Raw genomic sequence first — 20,505 nt, 5'->3', positions numbered from 1 at the left:
TTATTCATATTACTAGAATTGATTATCTTTGTTCGACTAACTAAAAAATGTTCTTTTAAAATGATAACTAGGAGAAGTGTAAGAGTAAAATGTATGCAGCAAATTTATAGCTATGAATTGCTAGACGAGCAAAACATTAATCAATACCGAGAAAAATTACTAAAAAACACTTATATCGTTTATGAACAATACTTGTTTATTTTAAATTATATTAAGTATATAGCCAATTATACTGAAGAAGCTGCTAAGAAAAAAGCAGCTAAATACATTAAATCAGAAGAAGATAAAAACTTTAGTACTAAAATATTGAGTAATATACTTGTTCAGTATTTAAATAACGATAAGGTTTTTATAGAACAATCTAAAAAATACAATATTGATAGATATATTAATGACGATTTAGTTTTTGATATGTATAATCAGTTTGTTGCTTCTAGTGCTTATAAAGATTATGTTAATGATGCTTCTGAATTTAATTTAGAGCAAGACAAAAAAATTATCAACTATTTATATGAAGATATTTTGTTGTCTAGTGAGCAATTTATACATGCAGTAGAAGAAAATTTTATTAATTGGACAGATGATGCTTTGTTAGTTGTTGATGCGATTAAAGAAGTTATTGTAAAAAGCAATGACCATTTAAAACTGCATTTTGGCAATAAAAAAGTAAAAGAAAAGTTAGAAGAAATTGCCAATTTTGGAGCTGAACTTTTTACCAAAACAATAGAACATAAAGCAGCGCATTTGCAACTAATAGAACCAAAATTAAAAAATTGGGACACCGAACGATTAGCTACTTTAGATGTTATTCTTTTAAGAATGGCACTGTCTGAGTTTATGTATTTTCCTAGTATACCAATAAAAGTAACTATCAACGAATACTTAGATATTGCTAAAGAATATTCTACACCCAAAAGCAAAAACTTTATTAATGGTGTGCTGGATAACCTAATGCGAGAAATGAAAGAAAATCAACTCATTAAAAAAACAGGCAGAGGTTTATTGTAGTAGATTTTTACATTACTAGAATAAAATATAAGTGCCTTTTTTCTAGTTATGTATAGAGGAATGTTGAAAAATATCTACTTACGACTTTAGAGCAATGATGCTTCCTATAATAAATAATGGTGCAAAACCAAACCATGGTAAACCTGCAGCTGCTAAAATGCTACCACCAATAATACAACAGCCACCAAAAATCATTTGTTTAATAGCATCAGAACCTCGCTTTGGTTTCTTTTCTACTAATCCTTCTTCAAACTTCTTAAATGCTTCGGCAATTACTTGTGGTGTTCTGGTAATAATATCTAAAATTTCTGGTGCATTTTGTAGTTGTTGTAGTAATAAGTCTTTTGGATTGACTTCGCTCAATACCATTTTCCGTATATGTTTTTTAGATACTTTCTGTATGTCAAATCCTGGTAAAATTACATTGCCAACGCCTTCGTAAGTAATAATTGCTTTTACCATTAATACTAGTTCTAATGGATAGTATAAACGATATTTTGCACCTAAAACAACAGATTCCATGATTAACATGGCTAGAGAAAAATCTTTAAAGTTAGGCGATTTTAACCAACGGTTTCCTATGGCTACAAATTCTCTTCTAAAGCCATCTACATCACTATCTTTAGTAGTTTTAGCTAGTAGTGTTAAATATCTTGCTGCACCAGCTGGATCTCCTAATACCAAACTATTAAAATAGTACAACATAGTTTTTCTAGTAGATTCTTCAAATCGTCCAACCATACCTAAATCTATAAAACCACATTTAGGACCGTCTTCTCCATCTACAATTAATAAATTTCCTGGATGTAAGTCGGCATGAAAAAAACCATCGTGATATAACATTTGAATAATGGCATAAGCACCAATATCTACAATCTTTTCTCTTTCTTCTTCATTGTATTTTAAATACGCTTTCTCATCTGGTTTCATTCCTTTAATGAATTCCATCGTAATAATATCTGTTGTAGTATATTCTCTATATATTTTAGGAAAAACTACATCTGGATATTTTATAAAGTTAGCTGCAAAGATTTCTGCATTATCTGCTTCTAATAAAAAGTTTACTTCTTTATTGGTATAGTCGGTAAACTCTTGAAACATATTTTTAGGTTGTAATTGTGGAATGAAGAGTTCTAGAAAACCGCCCATAAAATTAATAATTTTACTATCGGTTTGTATCAATTCTCTAGTGCCTGGTTTTAGCATTTTAATGACTACTTCTTCGCCAGTTCTAAGCGTTGCTACATGAGCTTGTGCAATAGATGCAGAGCCAATTGGTATTGGTTGAATTTCTGCAAATACTCTATGTATTGGTTGCTTGATGTTTTCTTCTACAATTTCTGCTACGCGTTCATATTTTAAAGCAGGCAATTCATCTAGTAAGTGTTTTAATTCGTCAGTGATATTTTTAGGTAATATATCTTCTCTTAAACTCATAATTTGTCCGAGTTTAATATAAGTAGCACCAAGCATTTCTAACCTTCGTCTAAGCTGAACGCCAAAAGGTTCTTTAATGAGTTTCTTTTTTAGAAAAGGCCAATTCAACCATAAAAATAATCGTAGAAAAATATCATTGAGTATACTAAATCCTTTTCCTTGTTCTTTTCTATGTCTTAAGTAAGCAAATCCACCACCTAAAAGCAAACCTGTTAAGTGTCTAGAAGTAACAATAAACCGAATAATAATAGATTTTGGTTTTCGTTCGATGTACTCTTCATAAACTCGGGTTGTTTCTATCTCAAATAAGTTTTCGTCAGTGTTATTTTCCATAGTTGAAGCTAAAAAAGTTGAAATTTAAGTGAAGATAATAAAAATAAAAAAGTGTTGGCAAGAAACCAACACTTTTTATATGCTTTATTGGATTATAACATATTTTATCTCTACTTTTCTTTCTAAAGAAGCTTCTTTACTGAAAATAGATTGCTTAGGATCTGAAAGTTTGTCGCTTACAGTTCCTTCTGAAATGGTTTCTCCAAATGGTAAATCTTGTAAATGTAAATGACCATTATCTACATACTGTTTTAAGAAACCATCTTCTAGTGTTAGTAGGTAGTTTTTAACACTTTGTATTCTTCGCTTAGATAAGTTTAAGTTGTACTCAGAATTAGCTAATGGCGAAGTAAATCCAAGGAAGTCCAAACGAACAGTTCTGCCTTGTTTTAATGCTTCTTTAATTACATTGTACAATACACCAATTTTGTTGTATTCTTGTTGTACTTCTTCAAACAATTGTGTTGCATTTAATTTACCTAATTGTTCTTCGTAAGTTTTTCTTTGTTGTAAATAGTCAATATACAAAGCTTGGTAATTAGCATAGGTTGTTTTAGCAGTAGATTTTGGATTTGGTTGATCGTTGGCAAAGTAGGCAGCAACTGGTAGTATTTGAGATAACTGAGCATTCCATTTTTGAATGTCTTTATCGCAAGGTATAATAGTAGAATCATTTATAATGATAACACTACTTTCTTTTTCAACTTCTACAGTATCTACTTTGGTAATTTCAATAGTATCATGTACAATTTCAATTTGAGTAATTCTAATCGTATCGCATTTTTTCTTTTTAGGTTTAGATTCGCCCCATTCGTAATTCAATGCCAATTCAAAAGCACCAAATGTATTTGTAGCTGGTTTTAATTTAGAAATATTAGCATCGTAACTTGCTCCAATTCTTAAATTATCATATAATAAAGTTAAGTAACCAATTACTGCATCATTGCTTTGAGCTCTATAACCAGCACCAAAACCTAAACCAAATGCTTTGCCTTTATCGTTTTCTTTAAAGCTAACTTCTGCAATAGCATTTGCTAGTATATTATTAAATTTATTTTGTCTGTTATAAAAAACACCAGGTTGTAAATTCCATTTTTTTTGTTGACCTACAAATAGAATGGCTTTAGCATAAGCACCATATCTTGCTGGTAAAGTACTTTCTGTAAAGTATAAAAAGTTTTGATTGGGTTCGTGAAGATTGCTTGCAGTACCACCAATATCTAAACTTGATTTTTCTCCAATTTGTGTGTAAAAGTTTAAACCAACTGTAAAGTTTGGATAAGATACATTATTGTTAGAAAAAGATTCGCCAGTTGGTAAATTTGGATTGTAACCAGAACCAACGACATACTGATTATCGAATGATAGTTTAGAATAATCTAGTGATTTTATAGTAATACCAGAGGTAATACCTAGTGTAACTGCTTGTTTACTACTATTAAAATATTTAGCTAATGATAGTGTTAAATTTGGATTGAAAGAACTCAATAAGCCATCGCCAGCTCTATCGTATAAGAAACTGATGCCACCACCAATTCTCCAGCCACTTTCCCATTCTTTTAATTTTCTATCGTAAGAAGCAAATGTAGTAGAGTAGGGAACTGGTAGTGTTCTCCATTGGTCTCTGTACAAACCTACAAAACGATTGTCTTTTTTTGCTTGTCCAGCAAAAGTTGGATTTAAATATAATGGATTGTATTGAATTTGGCTAAAGTGTGGATCTTGAGCTTTGATATATACTGTTGATAGAAACAAGCTAAATACAAATAAGATTTTTTTCATATAATTCATTCTAAAGGTCAAATATAATTGTTTTATTAGTTATTTTTATTAATTGATGGTTACTTTAATATGGTAATATTACCTTTTAATTTTATGGTTTCTCCAAGTAAGCATTTTCCTTCAAAATAATAGGCGTAAGCTTCATCTTGAACCAGTTTTCCTTTATAAGTTCCGTCCCATTTATCATTTTGATCGTGAGATTCGAAAATTAAATCGCCCCAACGATTAAAAATCATTAAATGATATTCGGTTAAAGTTTCAGAACGCACATAAAATTCATCGTTATTGCCATCGCCATTTGGTGTAAATGCATTAGGAATATAAATATAATCGTTAGAACAATTGTAAGCTCTGACATATACTGCTACACTATCGTTATTAATACAACCATTTGCATCTTCTACAGTAACTAAGAAAGAAGTATTTTCATTTGGCATTGCTGTTGGATTATAAATACTATTATTTGATACAATATCTATTGGCAACCACTGATACGAATAATTATCTTGAGTGGCTTCTAGTTGCACTGTTTCGCCTTCATAAATAGTGTCTTTGTCTATTGTAGCTAATACTATTGGTAAACTATTTACTGTAATATATAAACTATCATTATTTCTACAATTGTAGGCGTTGATAACGGTATAGCTTAACCATTGAGAGGCATTTGGCGTAAATGTAATACTGTTATTGCTATTGTTAATAATGGTATCAACATCGTTAGATGACCATTGAATTAAATAATTGCTATTGGCATCAACTGTTATGGTAGTAGTTAATTCATTTCCAATGCAAACAGCAGTATCTCTTTTGCTAACTAGCACCTTATTGTTGTGCAAAGTAATAGAGTCGATAGCTTCACAAAAACGATATTTTGCTTTTATATAATATGTTTTTTCTCTTTCTGTTTGATTGTAATTAAAACTGCTATTATTTGAAATTGAATTATTAAAACTTGTATCTGTGTACCAAGCAACACTAGTATAATCTTGTATAGTTGCACTTCCATTTACTGCATCGGTACAAAAGTGTATAGGACTTTGTGTTACTTGAATACTTGGTACAATAGTAGAAGTTAATACTCTAAGTGAATCGTATAGCTCACATTCTCCTTTTCTTACATATAGATAGTACATTTTTTCTGTTTCGTTTTGATATAAAACAAAATTGGCACTAGTGGAAAAGATAGTAGTAAATTCTCTATCGTAACTCCATTTAATTTCATCGTAATTGAATATTTGATTTTGTACTCTAACAGAATCAGCACAGACAAATAAAGTATCGCCTAATAAAACTTCTGGTACAAGTGGTTGAACTCTTATAGGAATATTGTCTTCTTTGCTACAACCATTTTTATATGCTTTAATATAGTATGTTTGATTGATATTTGTTTGCGTGGCCGAAAAATCTTCAGTTGTAGCTATAATTGGACTATAGCTTGGATTAGTTGACCAAATTAAATTATCATAATTGCTTACTGTTGCATTTAGGCTTACTGAAGTTCCGCAGAAAAATAAACTATCTGCTAAAACTATTGTAGGAAATATTTTATTGCTTACTACAACTATACTATCTATACTTTCGCACTCGTTATTATTTTTCACAAATACGAAGTATTTTTTAATGGCTTCTGTCTGATTAATGTGCAAAGAAAAATCATTTCCTAAAATATTATTAAAGTTTCTATCATCACTCCATTCAACAATATAAAAGTTACCACTAACAGAAAGTGTAGTCGTATCTGTACAAATTTTTAAAGAATCATTTAGAAGATTTAAGTGAAGTTCTTGAATTTTAACAAGAATACTATCGTTTACTTTACAATTAGCATAAGCAGCATCTTGATATCCTACAGTAACATAATACCATGAGTTGCTTCTAGGTGTAGCAGTTGGAGCATTGGTGTTTGCATTTGTTAAAGTTGAAGTTGGCGTCCATTGGTAAGTATAATTATCATTAGGCGTAACGCTTACTTGAAATGTTGTTGAAGCACCAAGGCATATTGCTGTAGAATCTTGTAGCGTAACTGCAGGTTTTGTTTTTAACTGAAATAACTTATTTATAGTAGAAGTACATCCATTTTGCGAAGTAACTGTAAGTGTAGCACTAATGCTGGTATAGCTTCCATTATAAATAATAAAAGGATTTTGAACAGTATCGGTAGTTCCAGTAGAAAAGTTCCAATTCCATTTTACAACATTGAGTTCGTCAGAGCTTAAATCAATAAAACGAATGGTATCGCCAGTTTGTAAACATGCACTATTTTGAATATTAAAATCTGCCTCTATTGTTTGATATTGAATAGAAACTTGTCTCGTATAACTACTACCACAATCTGTTCCTTCATTTAAAACTAAAGTTACATTATACACACCAGTATCTGCATAAGTATGTGATGGATTTAAAGCTGTAGAAGAATCACCATCACCAAAATACCATTTTCTAGTAGTAATTTGTCCACTACTCTGATTTGTGAAATTGACAGTAAAACCATTACACAATATATTAGGAGAGAAGAAGCTACTATTTACCAAAGGCGTACAATTGCCTACATTAAACTGAAAATCTCTAATGGTACGAGTAAGTAAAACACCATTTCTATATTCTTTAACACAAACACCAATAACAAACTGACCTTGAGTTACTGGAGTACCTGTAATGATTCCAGTATGAGCATCAATTTTTATAGGATCACTGCCACCCATTAAATTACTTAAATTATATGGCGATTTCCATCTTACTGTATCAAATGGCGGATATTCTGTTACATTGGCATTTGTAGGATCATTTACACTAGCACCATGATAAGGTGTACACAATTCATACACTAAAGAATCGCCATCTGCATCGTAAGCAGAATGGTCGTAAACTAAAGGTCGGTTAGCACAAATAGCTACTGGTGGATAGTTATTAAAAACAGGACTTGAATTTTGTATATTGCCTGTTGGATTTGCAGGAATTCTTATAGTATAGGTTGCTCCCCAAGAAATATATTGTGTAGGATCTGGTTGATAATTAGTAATATTTAATATGCTACTGTTTCTACAGCATCTGTTATAGGCAATAATATAACCATTTGGGTTGAATGGTAAATTAATATTATAAGTATATTTATACCAATCTACACATTCATCAGGAATCTCTACCAAACAAGGATCGTCTATAAAAACAGGTAAAGTGTCAACTGCCTCATAATTTAAATAATCATAAGATTGACCATAGTAAGTGCCATTGCCATTAAATATTTGTATATAAGCAGGATCGTCAAAATATGCACCAGAATTGGCTCTATAGCAATCTCTATATACATAGAGCGTTATTTCGTAATTGTTATTGCCTAAATACTTATAATTCATTACACCACCAACAATATGCGATGCTTTAGCTGTATTAGGTGCAATAGTACATATTATTAAAAGTAAAAGATAAAATAGATAGTTTTTCATTTGGTATTCATTCTACTACGAATATCGTAATAATTTCTAATGAATATGTCTAATTTGTTTAATATTTTATGAACAACGACAGTATTATAATTAAATCAATTTTCTTATAGCTATTAGCAGATACAATAGAATAGCTTTAATTTTGCAAAATGTCAATAGAACAAGCAATAGAAAAAAGAAAGACATTTGCTATTATCAGTCACCCAGATGCAGGAAAAACTACATTGACCGAAAAGTTTTTATTATATGGTGGTGCTATTCAGACTGCTGGAGCTGTTAAATCAAACAAAATAAAAAAATCAGCTACTTCAGATTTTATGGAAATTGAAAAGCAAAGAGGTATTTCTGTGGCTACTTCTGTAATGTCTTTTGTTTATGAAGGCACACACATTAATTTGTTAGATACACCAGGTCACAAAGATTTTGCCGAAGATACTTACAGAACACTAACAGCTGTTGATAGTGTAATTTTAGTAGTAGATTGCGTGAAAGGTGTTGAGATGCAAACCGAAAAACTAATGGAAGTTTGCAGAATGCGAAATACGCCTGTGATTGTGTTTGTTAATAAAATGGATAGAGACGGAAAAGATCCTTTTGACTTACTAGACGAATTAGAACAAAAATTAGAAATTAGCGTACGACCATTGTCTTGGCCAATTAACAAAGGTAGTTTCTTTAAAGGTGTTTATAATATATTTGATAATAAATTGAATTTATTTAAAGCATCAGGAACAGTTGTAGAAGAAGAATATATTGCAATTGATGATTTAAATGATGCTGAACTCTACAATTTTGTAGATAGAAGAGATGCAGACAAACTAAAAGAAGACATCGAATTAATTGATGGTGTGTATGATGTATTTGATGTGCAACAATATTTAGAAGGACAAATAGCGCCAGTGTTTTTTGGTTCTGCTGTAAATAATTTTGGTGTACGAGAGTTACTAGAATCTTTCATAAAAATAGCACCATATCCACGACCAAGAAATACCACTACTAGAGTAGTAATGCCAAACGAACCTAAATTTACTGGATTTGTATTTAAAATTCATGCTAATATCGATCCAAACCATAGAAGTAGAATTGCGTTTTTAAGAGTGTGTTCTGGTAAATTTGAACGCAATGAGTTCTATCAACATACACGATTAAATAAAAAACTACGATTTAGCAATCCAGTTACCTTTATGGCTTCTGATAAAAATATTGTAGAAGATGCTTTTGCTGGTGATGTTATTGGATTAAACGATACTGGAAATTTTAAAATTGGTGACACACTTACCGAAGGTGAAAATTTACAATTTAAAGGCATTCCGAGTTTCTCTCCAGAAATTTTTAAAGAATTGGTCAATACAGATCCAATGAAAACTAAGCAATTGGAAAAAGGTGTGCAACAACTTATGGAAGAAGGTGTGGCACAGTTGTTTACTACAGAAATGACCAATGCAAAAATTATAGGAACAGTAGGAGAGTTGCAGTTTGAAGTGATTCAATACAGATTGCTACACGAATATGGAGCAAGCTGTACATTTAAGCCAATTAATTTTTATAAAGCATGTTGGATTTCATCAGATGATAAACAAGCACTAGCAGATTTTGTAAGAACCAAGCAAAACTATATGGCAAAAGATAAAGACGGAAAAGCAGTATTCTTAGCTAGTAGCGATTGGATTTTAAAACTCACACAACAAGATTATCCAAAAATTCAGTTTCACTTTACTTCAGAAATGAAAAAAGACGAAGTTATTGCTTAGTAGGAGGAATAGCTAGTAATGAGTAATGATACTTCAACTGTCTGTAAAATTCTGAGTGTAGTAAAATGAAACAAGGAATATTATTTCTAAAATATAGATATAATAATTATATTGTAGGATAAATAGAAATAAGAATGAAATGTAGTATAATATTTTTACTTTTTTGTGTTAGTATAAATGTATACAGCTCAGATGAGTTTGGTGAAGATTTATTTATTGGAAGTCATCTTAAACAGTCTAACCTAGAAAAAGTACTTTATTATTGTAACTATTATAATGATTTAAATAAAGCGAATAAAATTTTACTAGATGAAAATTGGAGCGAAAATGATCCAGAATATCAAATAGCGTATCATTTTATTCAAGTTAGTTTATATGGTAAACAATATTTAGAACAAAAAAAGTTAGAACCATCTGTAACAAAGTGGATTTACTACTTGAGTAAAAACTATGAATCTTATAATAAAATTGAAGAAGCTTCGCTTTTTGCACTAAGATTAGAAGTTAGAAAATATCTTTATGATTGTGAATATGATGATGAATTGAAAGAAGACAAAAATAAAAGAAATGAAATAGTACAAAAAATCATTAATGCACTACAAAGTCAAGTTAATAATGATACTTCAAGTACTGTGTATTTAAATCTTGCTTTGTGTGATTTGCTATCAGAAAAAGAAAAATCTGAAAAACAAATTAAAAAAACCTTAACAGATTTATTGACACAGTGTAAATGGATAAATACTAATAAATTAATTGATGATATTGAATCGTACGAATATAATCAAGATTATGCTTATGATTACGAACCATTTAAGGGAATTAAGTCATCTTTAAAAATATGTAGTGCTAATAATAAAAATATGTCTAACAGAACATTAATTGCTAATGTAATTGATAATATATTAAGTGATGATTATGAAAGTTATTCGATACAAAAAATTGATGAATTAGAAAATAATTTTACTACAATAATTAATCAAGAAAAAGATTCTGTTGAGCAAATATTATTAAAGAGTATAATATATTATATATTTATTTATGATGATAAATCTATATATTCTGAACTTCCATTTATGTTTGAAACTGTAGATATTCTAATTGAATTTTCTGCATCATTTAAGCGTTTTATATCAATTCATACAACAAAAGAAAAAATGTTTGAATACTTAATACCAGCTATTGTGCAATCTGAAAACATAGAGAAAAATAAAGTAGAGGTAATTATAAGAGAAATGAAAAATGATCCAAATTATAGTGCAATTACTGATAAAGACTTATTTGCACTCTTGGGTTATTTTGTTTATTCGGCTATTTCTGATGATTTATATTATGAAGAAGAAGAAATTGAAAATGATGATGAAATAAAACCTACATTTTGGACTAGCTTAAGCAAACTAGACAATTTTTTAAACAGCAATCCATTATATTATGTATCTCAAGCTAGTTATGAATATGAAGATTTATTACCATTAGGTGTTGAAGATGTCATTTCAGTAATAGATAATAACATCTCAAAATATAATGGTGCATTGCCATTAAAGTTTAGTAAATATAATTTTTTGAATGAACTAATCAGACAATCAGATAGTGAAAAAAAGAAAGGCGAGTATTGTTTTGAAATATTAGATAATGCAATAGATATTTTTTATAATAATGAAAATGAAGGTACTAGTACAGCACAAGAAAACTTGTATTATAATTATTTTCTTTTAGACGATTCAGAACCTGATGTTATAGTTGAAGGAATAGATGTCTATGGTTTAAAAGATATTGTTGCAAAACTATCAGATGAACATAAACAAAAAATAAAAACAAAAGCAGAAAAATACTTAACAGAATATCCTAATCAAACTAATTTAATATTGTTCAATAAAGTTTATAATAAAATTCTAAAAGAACAAGAATAATAACAAAACCTTCTACTAAAATCTCTTTTTAATTCTATGCTAATTGTTTAGTTATTAAATCCACTTTCTTCTAACGCAGATGTTATTGCTTTTATCGTAATAGATAATTCATTATTACTAGTAGAGCCCATATGTCCAATTCTAAAATACTGTTGTTTAATATCAGGTAAAAGTCCGCCAGCCAATACTACACCTTTTTCATTGATTAATTTTAATATACTTGCATCTATATTATCTGGATAAAATACAGCAGAAAGTGTATTCGCTGATACGGCTTCACTTTTTGGAATCATTTTTAAACCAAGATTTCTAAGAGCTGCTCGCATTTCAGCTCCATTTTCTTTATGCCTTTTAAAACGAACATCTAAACCTTCTTTCAATATTATATTCAAACTCTCTTCTAAAGCAAAAATAAGGTTCACAGGAGGCGTAGCAAAGTAAGCCGCTTGTTTATTTTCATATGCTTTCATAATAGGCAACCAATTCGACCAATCGGCGTAGTAGTTTGGTACAAGACTTTGTCGCTGATTAAACACTTCTATAGCTTTAGGCGAAACAGATAACAAGGCAAGACCTGGAGGTACGCCTATTGCTTTTTGAGAAGCAGTGAGCACAACATCTATTTCCCATTCATCTTGCTTAATTTCTTCTCCAGCTACAGAGCAAACACCATCAAGAACACTTAGTACATTATATTTTTTACATAAAGCTCCAATAGCTTGTGCATCGTTTAGAACCGCAGTAGAGGTATCAACATGTGTAAAAGTTAAGAGCTTATAGTTTTTAGTTTTTAATTGAGCTTCAATGTCTTTCATTGGTACAATATTTCCCATTGCTGCTTCAAGAATATCTACATTAGCACCATATCTTTTAAGCATTTCAGCATAGCGTAAACCAAAATAACCTGTAGAAATTACAAGAACTTCATCTCCTTTTTCTATAAGATTAGCGATAGCCATTTCCATTGCAAATGTTCCAGTTCCAGCAATAATAAATGCCTGTCCTAAATTGGTTTGACATACTGCTTTAAATAGTTTCAAACTATTCGCAAAAATAGTTATAAAATCAGGATCGGTATGACCTAATGTAGGTCTTGCCATAGATTGTAAAACTTCGTTTTCAAACTCTATCGGACCAGGAATCATTAATAGTTTTTTCAATTGTAATTGTATTTTTAATTATTAACAATAAAAGAAATAGGAACAATTTTTTCCTAAACGGCTCAAATATAAACAATATTTTGAATTAGATGATATTGGTTTATTATAGTAATATTAAAAAATAACATTATTTAAAAATTAATAAAATAATTTACGAGAATCTCTTTTTAACTCTTTCTATGTCTCGTTTTTGGTCTTTGGCTTTTAACGATTCTCGCTTGTCGTATACTTTTTTACCTTTAGCTAAAAATATTTCAATTTTAACAATGCTTCGTTCATTAAAATATAATTTATATGGAATAATTGTTAAACCTTTTTCTTTTATTTTAGCTTGAAGTCTTTTTAACTCTCGTTTTTGCAACAACAACTTTCGCAATCGCAATGGTTCATGATTGGTATATGAACCAAACTTATATTCAGAAATATGTAAATTCTTAATCCATAATTCACCAGCTCTAAAAAAACAATAACTGTCCGATAAATTTACCTTTCCTTCTCTTACAGCTTTTACTTCTGTACCACCAAGTATAATACCAGCATTGTACGAATCTAATTTTTCGTAGTTAAACAAAGCTTTTTTGTTTACAATAGCGGTTGGCTCTTTTTGCTTACTCACAGACTGCAAAGATATAATATTCTATAAAAATTATAGTTAACTAAACATATTACAACATTGCTTTGTTTCATTTATATTTATGATTTAACATGCAATTAAACATTAACGATACATTTAATAAACTACTACCAGCCGATACCAATACAGAAAACAGTATTAGAATAGTGAGCAATGCATTCTTTTCATTTGTAAATCCAACACCATGTTCTAATCCGCAGATTATTCACTACGCTACATCAGTTGCAGACTTATTAGGAATTAACCAAAGTGAAATTAAAACAAATGATTTTAAATTAATTTTTACAGGCAATAAAATTTATTCCAATACCAAACCTTATGCTATGTGTTATGGTGGACATCAATTTGGACATTGGGCTGGTCAGCTTGGAGATGGAAGAGCTATTAATCTATTTGAAATCAATCATCAAAACAAACAATGGGCAGTACAATTAAAAGGAGCAGGAAAAACACCATATAGTAGAAATGCAGATGGTTTGGCTGTGCTTAGAAGTTCTATTAGAGAATATTTGTGTAGCGAAGTCATGTTTCATTTAGGTGTTCCTACAACAAGAGCATTGTCATTAGCTTTGAGTGGCGATATGGTTTTGCGAGATATTATGTATGATGGAAATCCTGATTATGAAAAAGGAGCAATTGTTTGTAGAGTAGCACCAACATTTATTCGCTTTGGCAATTTTGAAATTCTGACTGCAAGAAATGAAATTGATAATTTAAAATTATTGGCAGACTATACAATAGAACATTTTTATCCAAACATTAATATAAATGATGACAAAAAATATATAAAATGGTTTGAAGTAATTGCAATATCAACAATCGATTTAATAATTCAATGGGAAAGGGTTGGTTTTGTACATGGAGTAATGAACACAGACAATATGTCGATATTAGGTTTAACGATAGATTATGGACCTTATGGTTGGCTTGAAAATTACGATGAAAACTGGACACCAAATACTACAGATGCACAAGGAAGACGATATAGATATGGCAATCAAGGTATGGTTGCTATTTGGAATTTAGTACAATTAGCCAATGCATTATTTCCATTAATCAATGATAAAAATATACTACAAACTATTATCGATAATAGCTATCAAGAATACAAAATAAAACATCAAAATATGATGTTGCAAAAATTAGGTTTATTAGAAACAACACCAAAAGCAAACTTTTTTATAGAGCAATTAAAAACCAATTTGCAGCAGTCAGCAATAGATTATACATTATTTTTTAGATATTTATCATCTATAGATATTAATGATATAAATAACTTTATAACTATTGTAGAAGAATGTAGTTATGCTGATGATTTTTCAAAGCATTATCAAGTATGGAAAGATTGGTTGCAAGACTATGCTATACTATTAGCTCAATATTCAATAGAGAATAGAATAGAGCAGATGAATAAAATCAATCCGAAATATGTATTGCGTAATTACATGGCACAGTTAGCAATAGATGCTGCAGATAAAGGCGACTACACTATAATTGATGAATTGTATAGTTTGTTACAAAATCCGTATGATGAACAACCCAACATGCAAAAATGGTTTGCCAAACGACCAGCTTGGGCTTTAAATAAAATTGGTTGCTCTATGCTAAGCTGTAGTTCGTAGTATACTAGTAATCAATATTAAAGAAATGACTGGTTTTTTAATGAAAAATTTATGTTTTATAAGAATATCAAAAAAGGATATAAGAAAGATATAATTATATATGAAATCGTACCAATAAAAAGTAATAATACTCTACTTATTGGTAGGTTTTCTAAACCTTTAGTTTTATGAATTATGAAACTTTCAATTACAAAACCAAGAGAATATAATCCATTAGCTACTATTGCCCAAAGTAAGATGCCAATTAAAACAAAAATCCAATTAGATATAAGAAGAGATAATGGATTTGCAACTAATAAACCTAAAAGCCCAGAAATTGCTATTAGTATATTAAAGTAAAATCTATTTTTGTACCAAAACAGATGAGATTCAAGCAGTTTTTCTTTCTCTATCGTATCCATTACTATTTCTTTTCTTATTTATTAAAATAAAAATGGTTGGCATTTTTTACCAACCATTTATACTGTTTATGATTTTCTATCTAAATATCTTGAATCTAAATATCTAAATATTATTACTTAAAGTTAGGAAAGTCTGACGATGAAAATGAAACACCTGTTTTTAAGTTTTTAAATTCATATTGCTCAAACAAACCTTTATCATCATCCATTTTAATATATAATGGTAAATAAGTTGATTTATCTACATAAATAACGGTTGTTTTAGCATAAGCAGAAGGTACTTTTATTTTTTGTCCAACTGTAAAGTCATCGCTTTTTGTATTATTTAATTCTTGAACTTTATACTCAGGAATAGCTAGTGCTTCACCTAGTTTCCAAATATTTGTCTGACCAGATTTTACAGTATGGTATACAATTTTATAATCAGGTTCGTTAATTGTAATTTTGTAGCAAGATTTTCCATCATAAGTAACGGTACCGCTTACAGTAGCAAATTTACTTAAATCCTGACCTTTTCTTTGATTTACACTAGTTTGTAAAATGTCAGCAATTCTTTTAAAACCAGCTCTATCAATTGTTTGATGTTGTTCTTTCATCAATAAGTTATTGGTTTTTTCTAGGTTTAATTTTAAAAACCCTTTTTTTACCATTACTTTACTGCTAGTAGATGGAATGTAGCACAACTCAGCTTTTTGTGGTTCTAATGAGTTAGCATAAATCTTTTTTGGACTTTCTTGTACTTTGAACTCAATATGAGAACTGATAACTTTTCCGTTAGAAAATCTTTCTTTTGAATAGAAATCATAAGTACATGTTGAAACAGATTTCATGGCACTTAGTGATTTTGTTAAAATGCTTTCTACAGATTGTGCTTGAGCGTTCACAGCAAATAATGTAATGAAGGCACTTAATAAAATGGTAATTTTTTTCATCGTTAATCTATATTATTTTGTTTAAAAATACTTAATGATTTGTAAATATCAAATATCTTGCCAATTATTTTAACAAATTATTGATAAATATGATTTTATTAACCTGAGTTGGTTTTTGAAAATAAAAACACAATAACCAAAAGAGCATTTGTCCTTTAGATTTACAATGTAAGAAAAAGGACGATTAAAGAGTACAATAAATTTTTATATTACTTAAGAAAAAAATAAACTTGTTAATTATTAGCTATAAAATTACTTTTTACCAAATTTTATTTTGTTGAGCAATTTTTTAAAATCAGCATCGTTTTTAAAAGTGTCAAATGCTTCGTACTCTTGTAAGTATTTTATATATTTACTATCATCAAATAATGATTGATTATTAGCTTTTTTGATATTATATAACATTGTGTTTTTATCTTTCTGCCAAGCTGCAACTGCTGCTAAATACAAATAGCTTTCGCCTTTTAATTCGTTGCTAAATAAAATCACTTGATTTAAATCTGTTGTTGCATGAGCAAAATCTTTTAATGCCAAATAGGTTTTGGCTCGTTCTAAATACGAATCTGCAATGTAATTAGCTAAAAATATAGATTGATTATACGCTTCGAGTGCATTACTATATTTTTTTTCTTTATATAAAATTAATCCTAAACAAAAGAAAGCAATATCATCTTTATTATATAAATAAATAGATTGTTCAATATTATTTAAAGCTAATTCTAAACTGTCTAAATAGTAATAAACAAAAGCTCTATTTCTATATGACAATGCCAATTTATTATTGATAGCAATAGCTTTGTTATAGTCTTCCAAAGCATTGAGTAAGTCTGCTTTGCTTGCTTTTGCTATGTTTTGATTGTTGTATTTTGCAGAAGCTCTGTTGTTGTAACAAATGGCTAATGTAGAATCAATACCTAAAGCCATATCAAAATTGTCAATTGCTTGTTCAAAATTGTTCAATTTGTAATACGACATGCCTCGTTCGTTATAATCATCTGCATTTGGATTGATTTTTAAAGCTGCATCTAAATACATAATTGCTGTATTATAGTCAAATTGTTCGTTGTATAACTTTCCTAAAATACTATAAGCTGGTTGAAAATTTTTATTGTAATGAATTGATTTTTCAAGATTGATAATCGCTTCTTCGTACTGTTTTTGTAATCGCAATACATTACCTAAATGATAGTATCCTGTATCGTTTGGAAATAATTTAATATACTGTTGATACATATTTGTTGCCATTGCATAGTTATTATGTTTAAGATAGATATCGCCCATTTCTAACAATTGATGTTTTTGTTGAGCCATTCCTACCTGACAAAAAATAAGTAGAACGATATAGTAAATATTTTTAATCATTTTTTATTATAAATTATTATATCATAATTTTTATGTTGTTTTATTTCAAAGTTTTTATCGCCATTAATACTTTCTATGCTATAATCTTTTGGAACTTTGTAGTAAATGGTAATCGCATTTAAAATATCATCTTGCCAAACAAACTCCAATTCATTTCCACTTAACATGGTATGTTTTACTTCTGCACCAGCAAAAAAATGACCTTTGCTTCCTGCTAAAGCAAAAGGCGTAAAGCCAACATTCAACAAACACATGCTTTGATGTTTTTTCACCGTAATTTTTTTATTGCCATTTAACCATTTCTCTGTAACATTATCAAAAAACATTCCATTTGGCAATTTATACAATTTATCGTGATTAGAAAGGTTAAATAATGCTGTGTAATATTGCTGATGAATTTTGAAATGAATTAAGTAAAAGTCCTTTTCTTGCTGCACTTTTACCTCTTCTTTCTCTAGCAAAGGAAAGATAGATTTGTACCACCACAATTGTTGTTCGTTATATTCACCAATATTATCGGAAGTAAAAATTAAATCGCCAAACAACAAATTTGCTAGTAATAAACTGTATTGCTCATCGAATGACAATCGGTTTCTGTTTTTTCGTAAGATGAAGACATCTGGATCGTTTAAAAACCAATGTTTGGATAAATGTCTTCTGGAAATGGTATTGTGAATAGCATGATAAGTAGATGGTCGTTCTCTTGCATTGATCCATTTTAAAAGTTTAAAATCCCAAGTTAAGTGAATATCTGGACCAATTCTACAATAATCTGTGGTTTGATTTGCAGCAGACAATGGTACACCACATGCTAAAATCATTTTATTGCCAACACAATCTCGCAGAAACTGCATGGCTTCGAGCATGATTTCACCTCTACTTTTTCCATGCTGTGGAATACAAGCAACACCATATAAGAAATCGAGTTTAACTAAATCGTAGTTCCATTCGTTTAGTATAATATTAAATACTTTTTTTATATATTGTTTAACTTCTTCGTTGTAAAAATCAAGTGCATAAAATTTTCCACTCCACAACGGATTATAACCAATGGTAACAAATTTGCCTTGAGCATCTTTTAAAATCCAATTGCTTTTTTCTTTTACGATAAAAGAATTGTGTTCGCAAGCAAAAGGAGCTAACCAAATTCCAGCTTTAGCACCAAACTCATGAATTTTTTGAGCCAAATACTGCATTCCGTTTGGAAACTTCTTATTTATATTTAACCAATCGCCAACTGCTTGTTGGTAACCATCATCAATTTGAAATATATTAATATTAATATTATTCTTTTTAAATGACTCTAAGCTTTGCAAGATAATAACTTCACTTATCTTGGTATAATAGTAATACCAACTTGTCCAACCTATTGCTGGTACTACTTTTGGTCGATAGTTATTTTCTGCAAAAAGTTTTTCAAATGCTAACTCTTCAAAATCATCTATTCTAATGAAATGAAGTAGAGTACAACTATTTTCAATAATTTTTCCACTAATATCTTTCTTTATTTTACATATATTTTCATTTGTATGATGTTCAAAAATAGTATAACCAATAGATTCATCTAAAGATGCTAATAATTCAATTTTTCTTTTATCATATTTGATATAAGAATAACTATAGCTGTGCAATACACCATTTTTTTGTGGATAGTCATAAAAACTATAATCGCCATAATTAAAAGCAACACCTTTTACCAATTTGTTCGCAGGTTTTATTTTTTCATCAGTGTAGTATACTTTACTATTCGTCCAACTCTGAAAACCATTAATCATACAACCTTTGCTTTCAGAATAATCTATAATGGTGTTAATTTCAAATGTATTTAATGCTAAAATATTTTTTGTTTGAAGTACTACACTATATTTTAATGCATCGTCACCATCAATTAGAAACTCTAAAATAAAATCATCTGTTTCGTGTTTAGTAAATGCAGTACTGGTAAATTCTTTAGAAATTCCTTGTACATTATATGCTAGTGTAAAATCTTTAAATTGCATGGCTTTTCTCTAATTATCATCTGTTTTTAATAAATTAAAATTAATTAACTATATTTTTATATGTTTGAAGATAACTTTCTGCATTCATTACAGGAATTAAAGCATTTTTAAAATCTTTCTCATTTCTTGTAATTATTATGTCGCAGTTTGAAGCAATAGCACTAAAATATTGCATAGCATCTTCTATGTCTTTAAAATTAGAATTTATTGCTTTCTCAATAACTTCATCATTCATCATAGAAATAGCACATAACATCTTAAATTTTCGTATTTTTTCGAGTGCCGATTTTTCATTTTCATATTTTGTAAGCAAATAATAAGTAGTTGAAATAGTAATAGGAGAAGTATATACTTTTATTTTCTTTTTATCTACTAAAGTTAATATTTTTGCGGCTGCTTCATAGTAGTTTTCTCTTTCGCCAAGCACATCAAGCACAATATTGGTATCTAAAAATACTTTTTGCATTTTACTGATATTTATTATCAAGGTATTCTATATAATCTTTCTTTAGTATTTTTTCATCATTGTTTTGAATGCTTTTTCCGTTTGAAATACTTTTTACAAAAGGCGAAATTTCAAACTCATCTTGCTGTTCTTTAGTTAATGAATCGAGATAATTTTCAATTAATCTTGATAAACTTAATTGTTTGTTAGATGCATATTTTTTTGCTCTAACAATTATATTTTTGTTTAATTTTAATGTAAGTTTGGTATCCATACACTTAAGTTTAT

Annotated in this window: 15 protein-coding genes; 5 read left to right on the top strand and 10 right to left on the bottom strand. The window is 29.1% G+C overall.

The window, feature by feature from the left end:
* Window positions 1-60 precede the first annotated feature (60 nt).
* Entirely contained in the window at window positions 61-1,008 is a 948-nt protein-coding gene (nusB, locus tag H6553_08080; GenBank protein MCB9033780.1) for a transcription antitermination factor NusB, read from the top strand.
* A 78-nt stretch (window positions 1,009-1,086) separates the two neighbouring features.
* Here the strand turns inward: nusB and H6553_08075 are convergent, their stop codons facing one another.
* The 3 genes from H6553_08075 to H6553_08065 form a co-directional block, all read right to left on the bottom strand.
* The gene (locus tag H6553_08075; GenBank protein ID MCB9033779.1) at window positions 1,087-2,778 is read right to left on the bottom strand and encodes an AarF/ABC1/UbiB kinase family protein; all 1,692 of its coding nucleotides are present in this window, start codon (window positions 2,776-2,778) and stop codon (window positions 1,087-1,089) included.
* 84 nt (window positions 2,779-2,862) lie between these two features.
* Complete coding sequence (locus H6553_08070; protein ID MCB9033778.1) at window positions 2,863-4,560, bottom strand: PorP/SprF family type IX secretion system membrane protein; 1,698 nt, start codon at window positions 4,558-4,560, stop codon at window positions 2,863-2,865.
* A gap of 59 nt (window positions 4,561-4,619) precedes the next feature.
* Entirely contained in the window at window positions 4,620-8,003 is a 3,384-nt protein-coding gene (locus H6553_08065; GenBank protein ID MCB9033777.1) for a gliding motility-associated C-terminal domain-containing protein, read from the bottom strand.
* A gap of 149 nt (window positions 8,004-8,152) precedes the next feature.
* On the opposite strand from H6553_08065, the gene H6553_08060 reads away from it, so the two are divergent.
* Window positions 8,153-9,754: a peptide chain release factor 3 gene (locus H6553_08060; protein MCB9033776.1), complete on the top strand. Its 1,602-nt coding sequence runs from the start codon at window positions 8,153-8,155 to the stop codon at window positions 9,752-9,754.
* A 134-nt stretch (window positions 9,755-9,888) separates the two neighbouring features.
* The gene (locus tag H6553_08055; protein MCB9033775.1) at window positions 9,889-11,661 is read left to right on the top strand and encodes a hypothetical protein; all 1,773 of its coding nucleotides are present in this window, start codon (window positions 9,889-9,891) and stop codon (window positions 11,659-11,661) included.
* A gap of 47 nt (window positions 11,662-11,708) precedes the next feature.
* Here the strand turns inward: H6553_08055 and H6553_08050 are convergent, their stop codons facing one another.
* On the bottom strand, window positions 11,709-12,806 hold the full coding sequence (locus H6553_08050) for an alanine--glyoxylate aminotransferase family protein (GenBank protein MCB9033774.1): 1,098 nt from the start codon (window positions 12,804-12,806) through the stop codon (window positions 11,709-11,711).
* Window positions 12,807-12,972: 166 nt separating this feature from the next.
* Window positions 12,973-13,437 carry an SsrA-binding protein SmpB gene (gene smpB / locus H6553_08045; protein MCB9033773.1) on the bottom strand — a complete coding sequence of 155 codons (465 nt, stop codon included), beginning with the start codon at window positions 13,435-13,437 and terminating at the stop codon, window positions 12,973-12,975.
* An 89-nt stretch (window positions 13,438-13,526) separates the two neighbouring features.
* Here smpB and H6553_08040 point away from each other — a divergent pair, with 89 nt between their 5' ends.
* Window positions 13,527-15,077 (top strand): YdiU family protein, encoded by a 1,551-nt coding sequence (locus H6553_08040; GenBank protein ID MCB9033772.1) that lies wholly within the window; start codon window positions 13,527-13,529, stop codon window positions 15,075-15,077.
* A 174-nt stretch (window positions 15,078-15,251) separates the two neighbouring features.
* Window positions 15,252-15,416, top strand: coding sequence for a hypothetical protein (locus tag H6553_08035; GenBank protein ID MCB9033771.1), 165 nt, complete (start codon window positions 15,252-15,254; stop codon window positions 15,414-15,416).
* 175 nt (window positions 15,417-15,591) lie between these two features.
* On the opposite strand, the gene H6553_08030 is transcribed toward H6553_08035, so the two are convergent.
* The 5 genes from H6553_08030 to H6553_08010 form a co-directional block, all read right to left on the bottom strand.
* Window positions 15,592-16,410, bottom strand: coding sequence for a DUF1571 domain-containing protein (locus tag H6553_08030; GenBank protein MCB9033770.1), 819 nt, complete (start codon window positions 16,408-16,410; stop codon window positions 15,592-15,594).
* Between the two features lie 252 nt (window positions 16,411-16,662).
* A complete protein-coding gene (locus H6553_08025) occupies window positions 16,663-17,772 on the bottom strand; it encodes a tetratricopeptide repeat protein (protein MCB9033769.1) in 1,110 nt (369 codons plus the stop codon).
* A complete protein-coding gene (locus tag H6553_08020) occupies window positions 17,769-19,772 on the bottom strand; it encodes an alpha-galactosidase (protein ID MCB9033768.1) in 2,004 nt (667 codons plus the stop codon). The genes H6553_08025 and H6553_08020 overlap by 4 nt, the downstream gene beginning before the upstream one ends.
* A gap of 40 nt (window positions 19,773-19,812) precedes the next feature.
* The gene (locus H6553_08015; protein ID MCB9033767.1) at window positions 19,813-20,238 is read right to left on the bottom strand and encodes a PIN domain-containing protein; all 426 of its coding nucleotides are present in this window, start codon (window positions 20,236-20,238) and stop codon (window positions 19,813-19,815) included.
* A gap of 1 nt (window position 20,239) precedes the next feature.
* A complete protein-coding gene (locus H6553_08010) occupies window positions 20,240-20,491 on the bottom strand; it encodes a hypothetical protein (protein MCB9033766.1) in 252 nt (83 codons plus the stop codon).
* Window positions 20,492-20,505: the final 14 nt, after the last annotated feature.

The organism is Chitinophagales bacterium, assembly GCA_020636535.1.
In the GTDB taxonomy this organism is placed as follows: domain Bacteria; phylum Bacteroidota; class Bacteroidia; order Chitinophagales; family JADIYW01; genus JADJSS01.
This window is presented reverse-complemented; position numbering and strand designations above follow the sequence as displayed.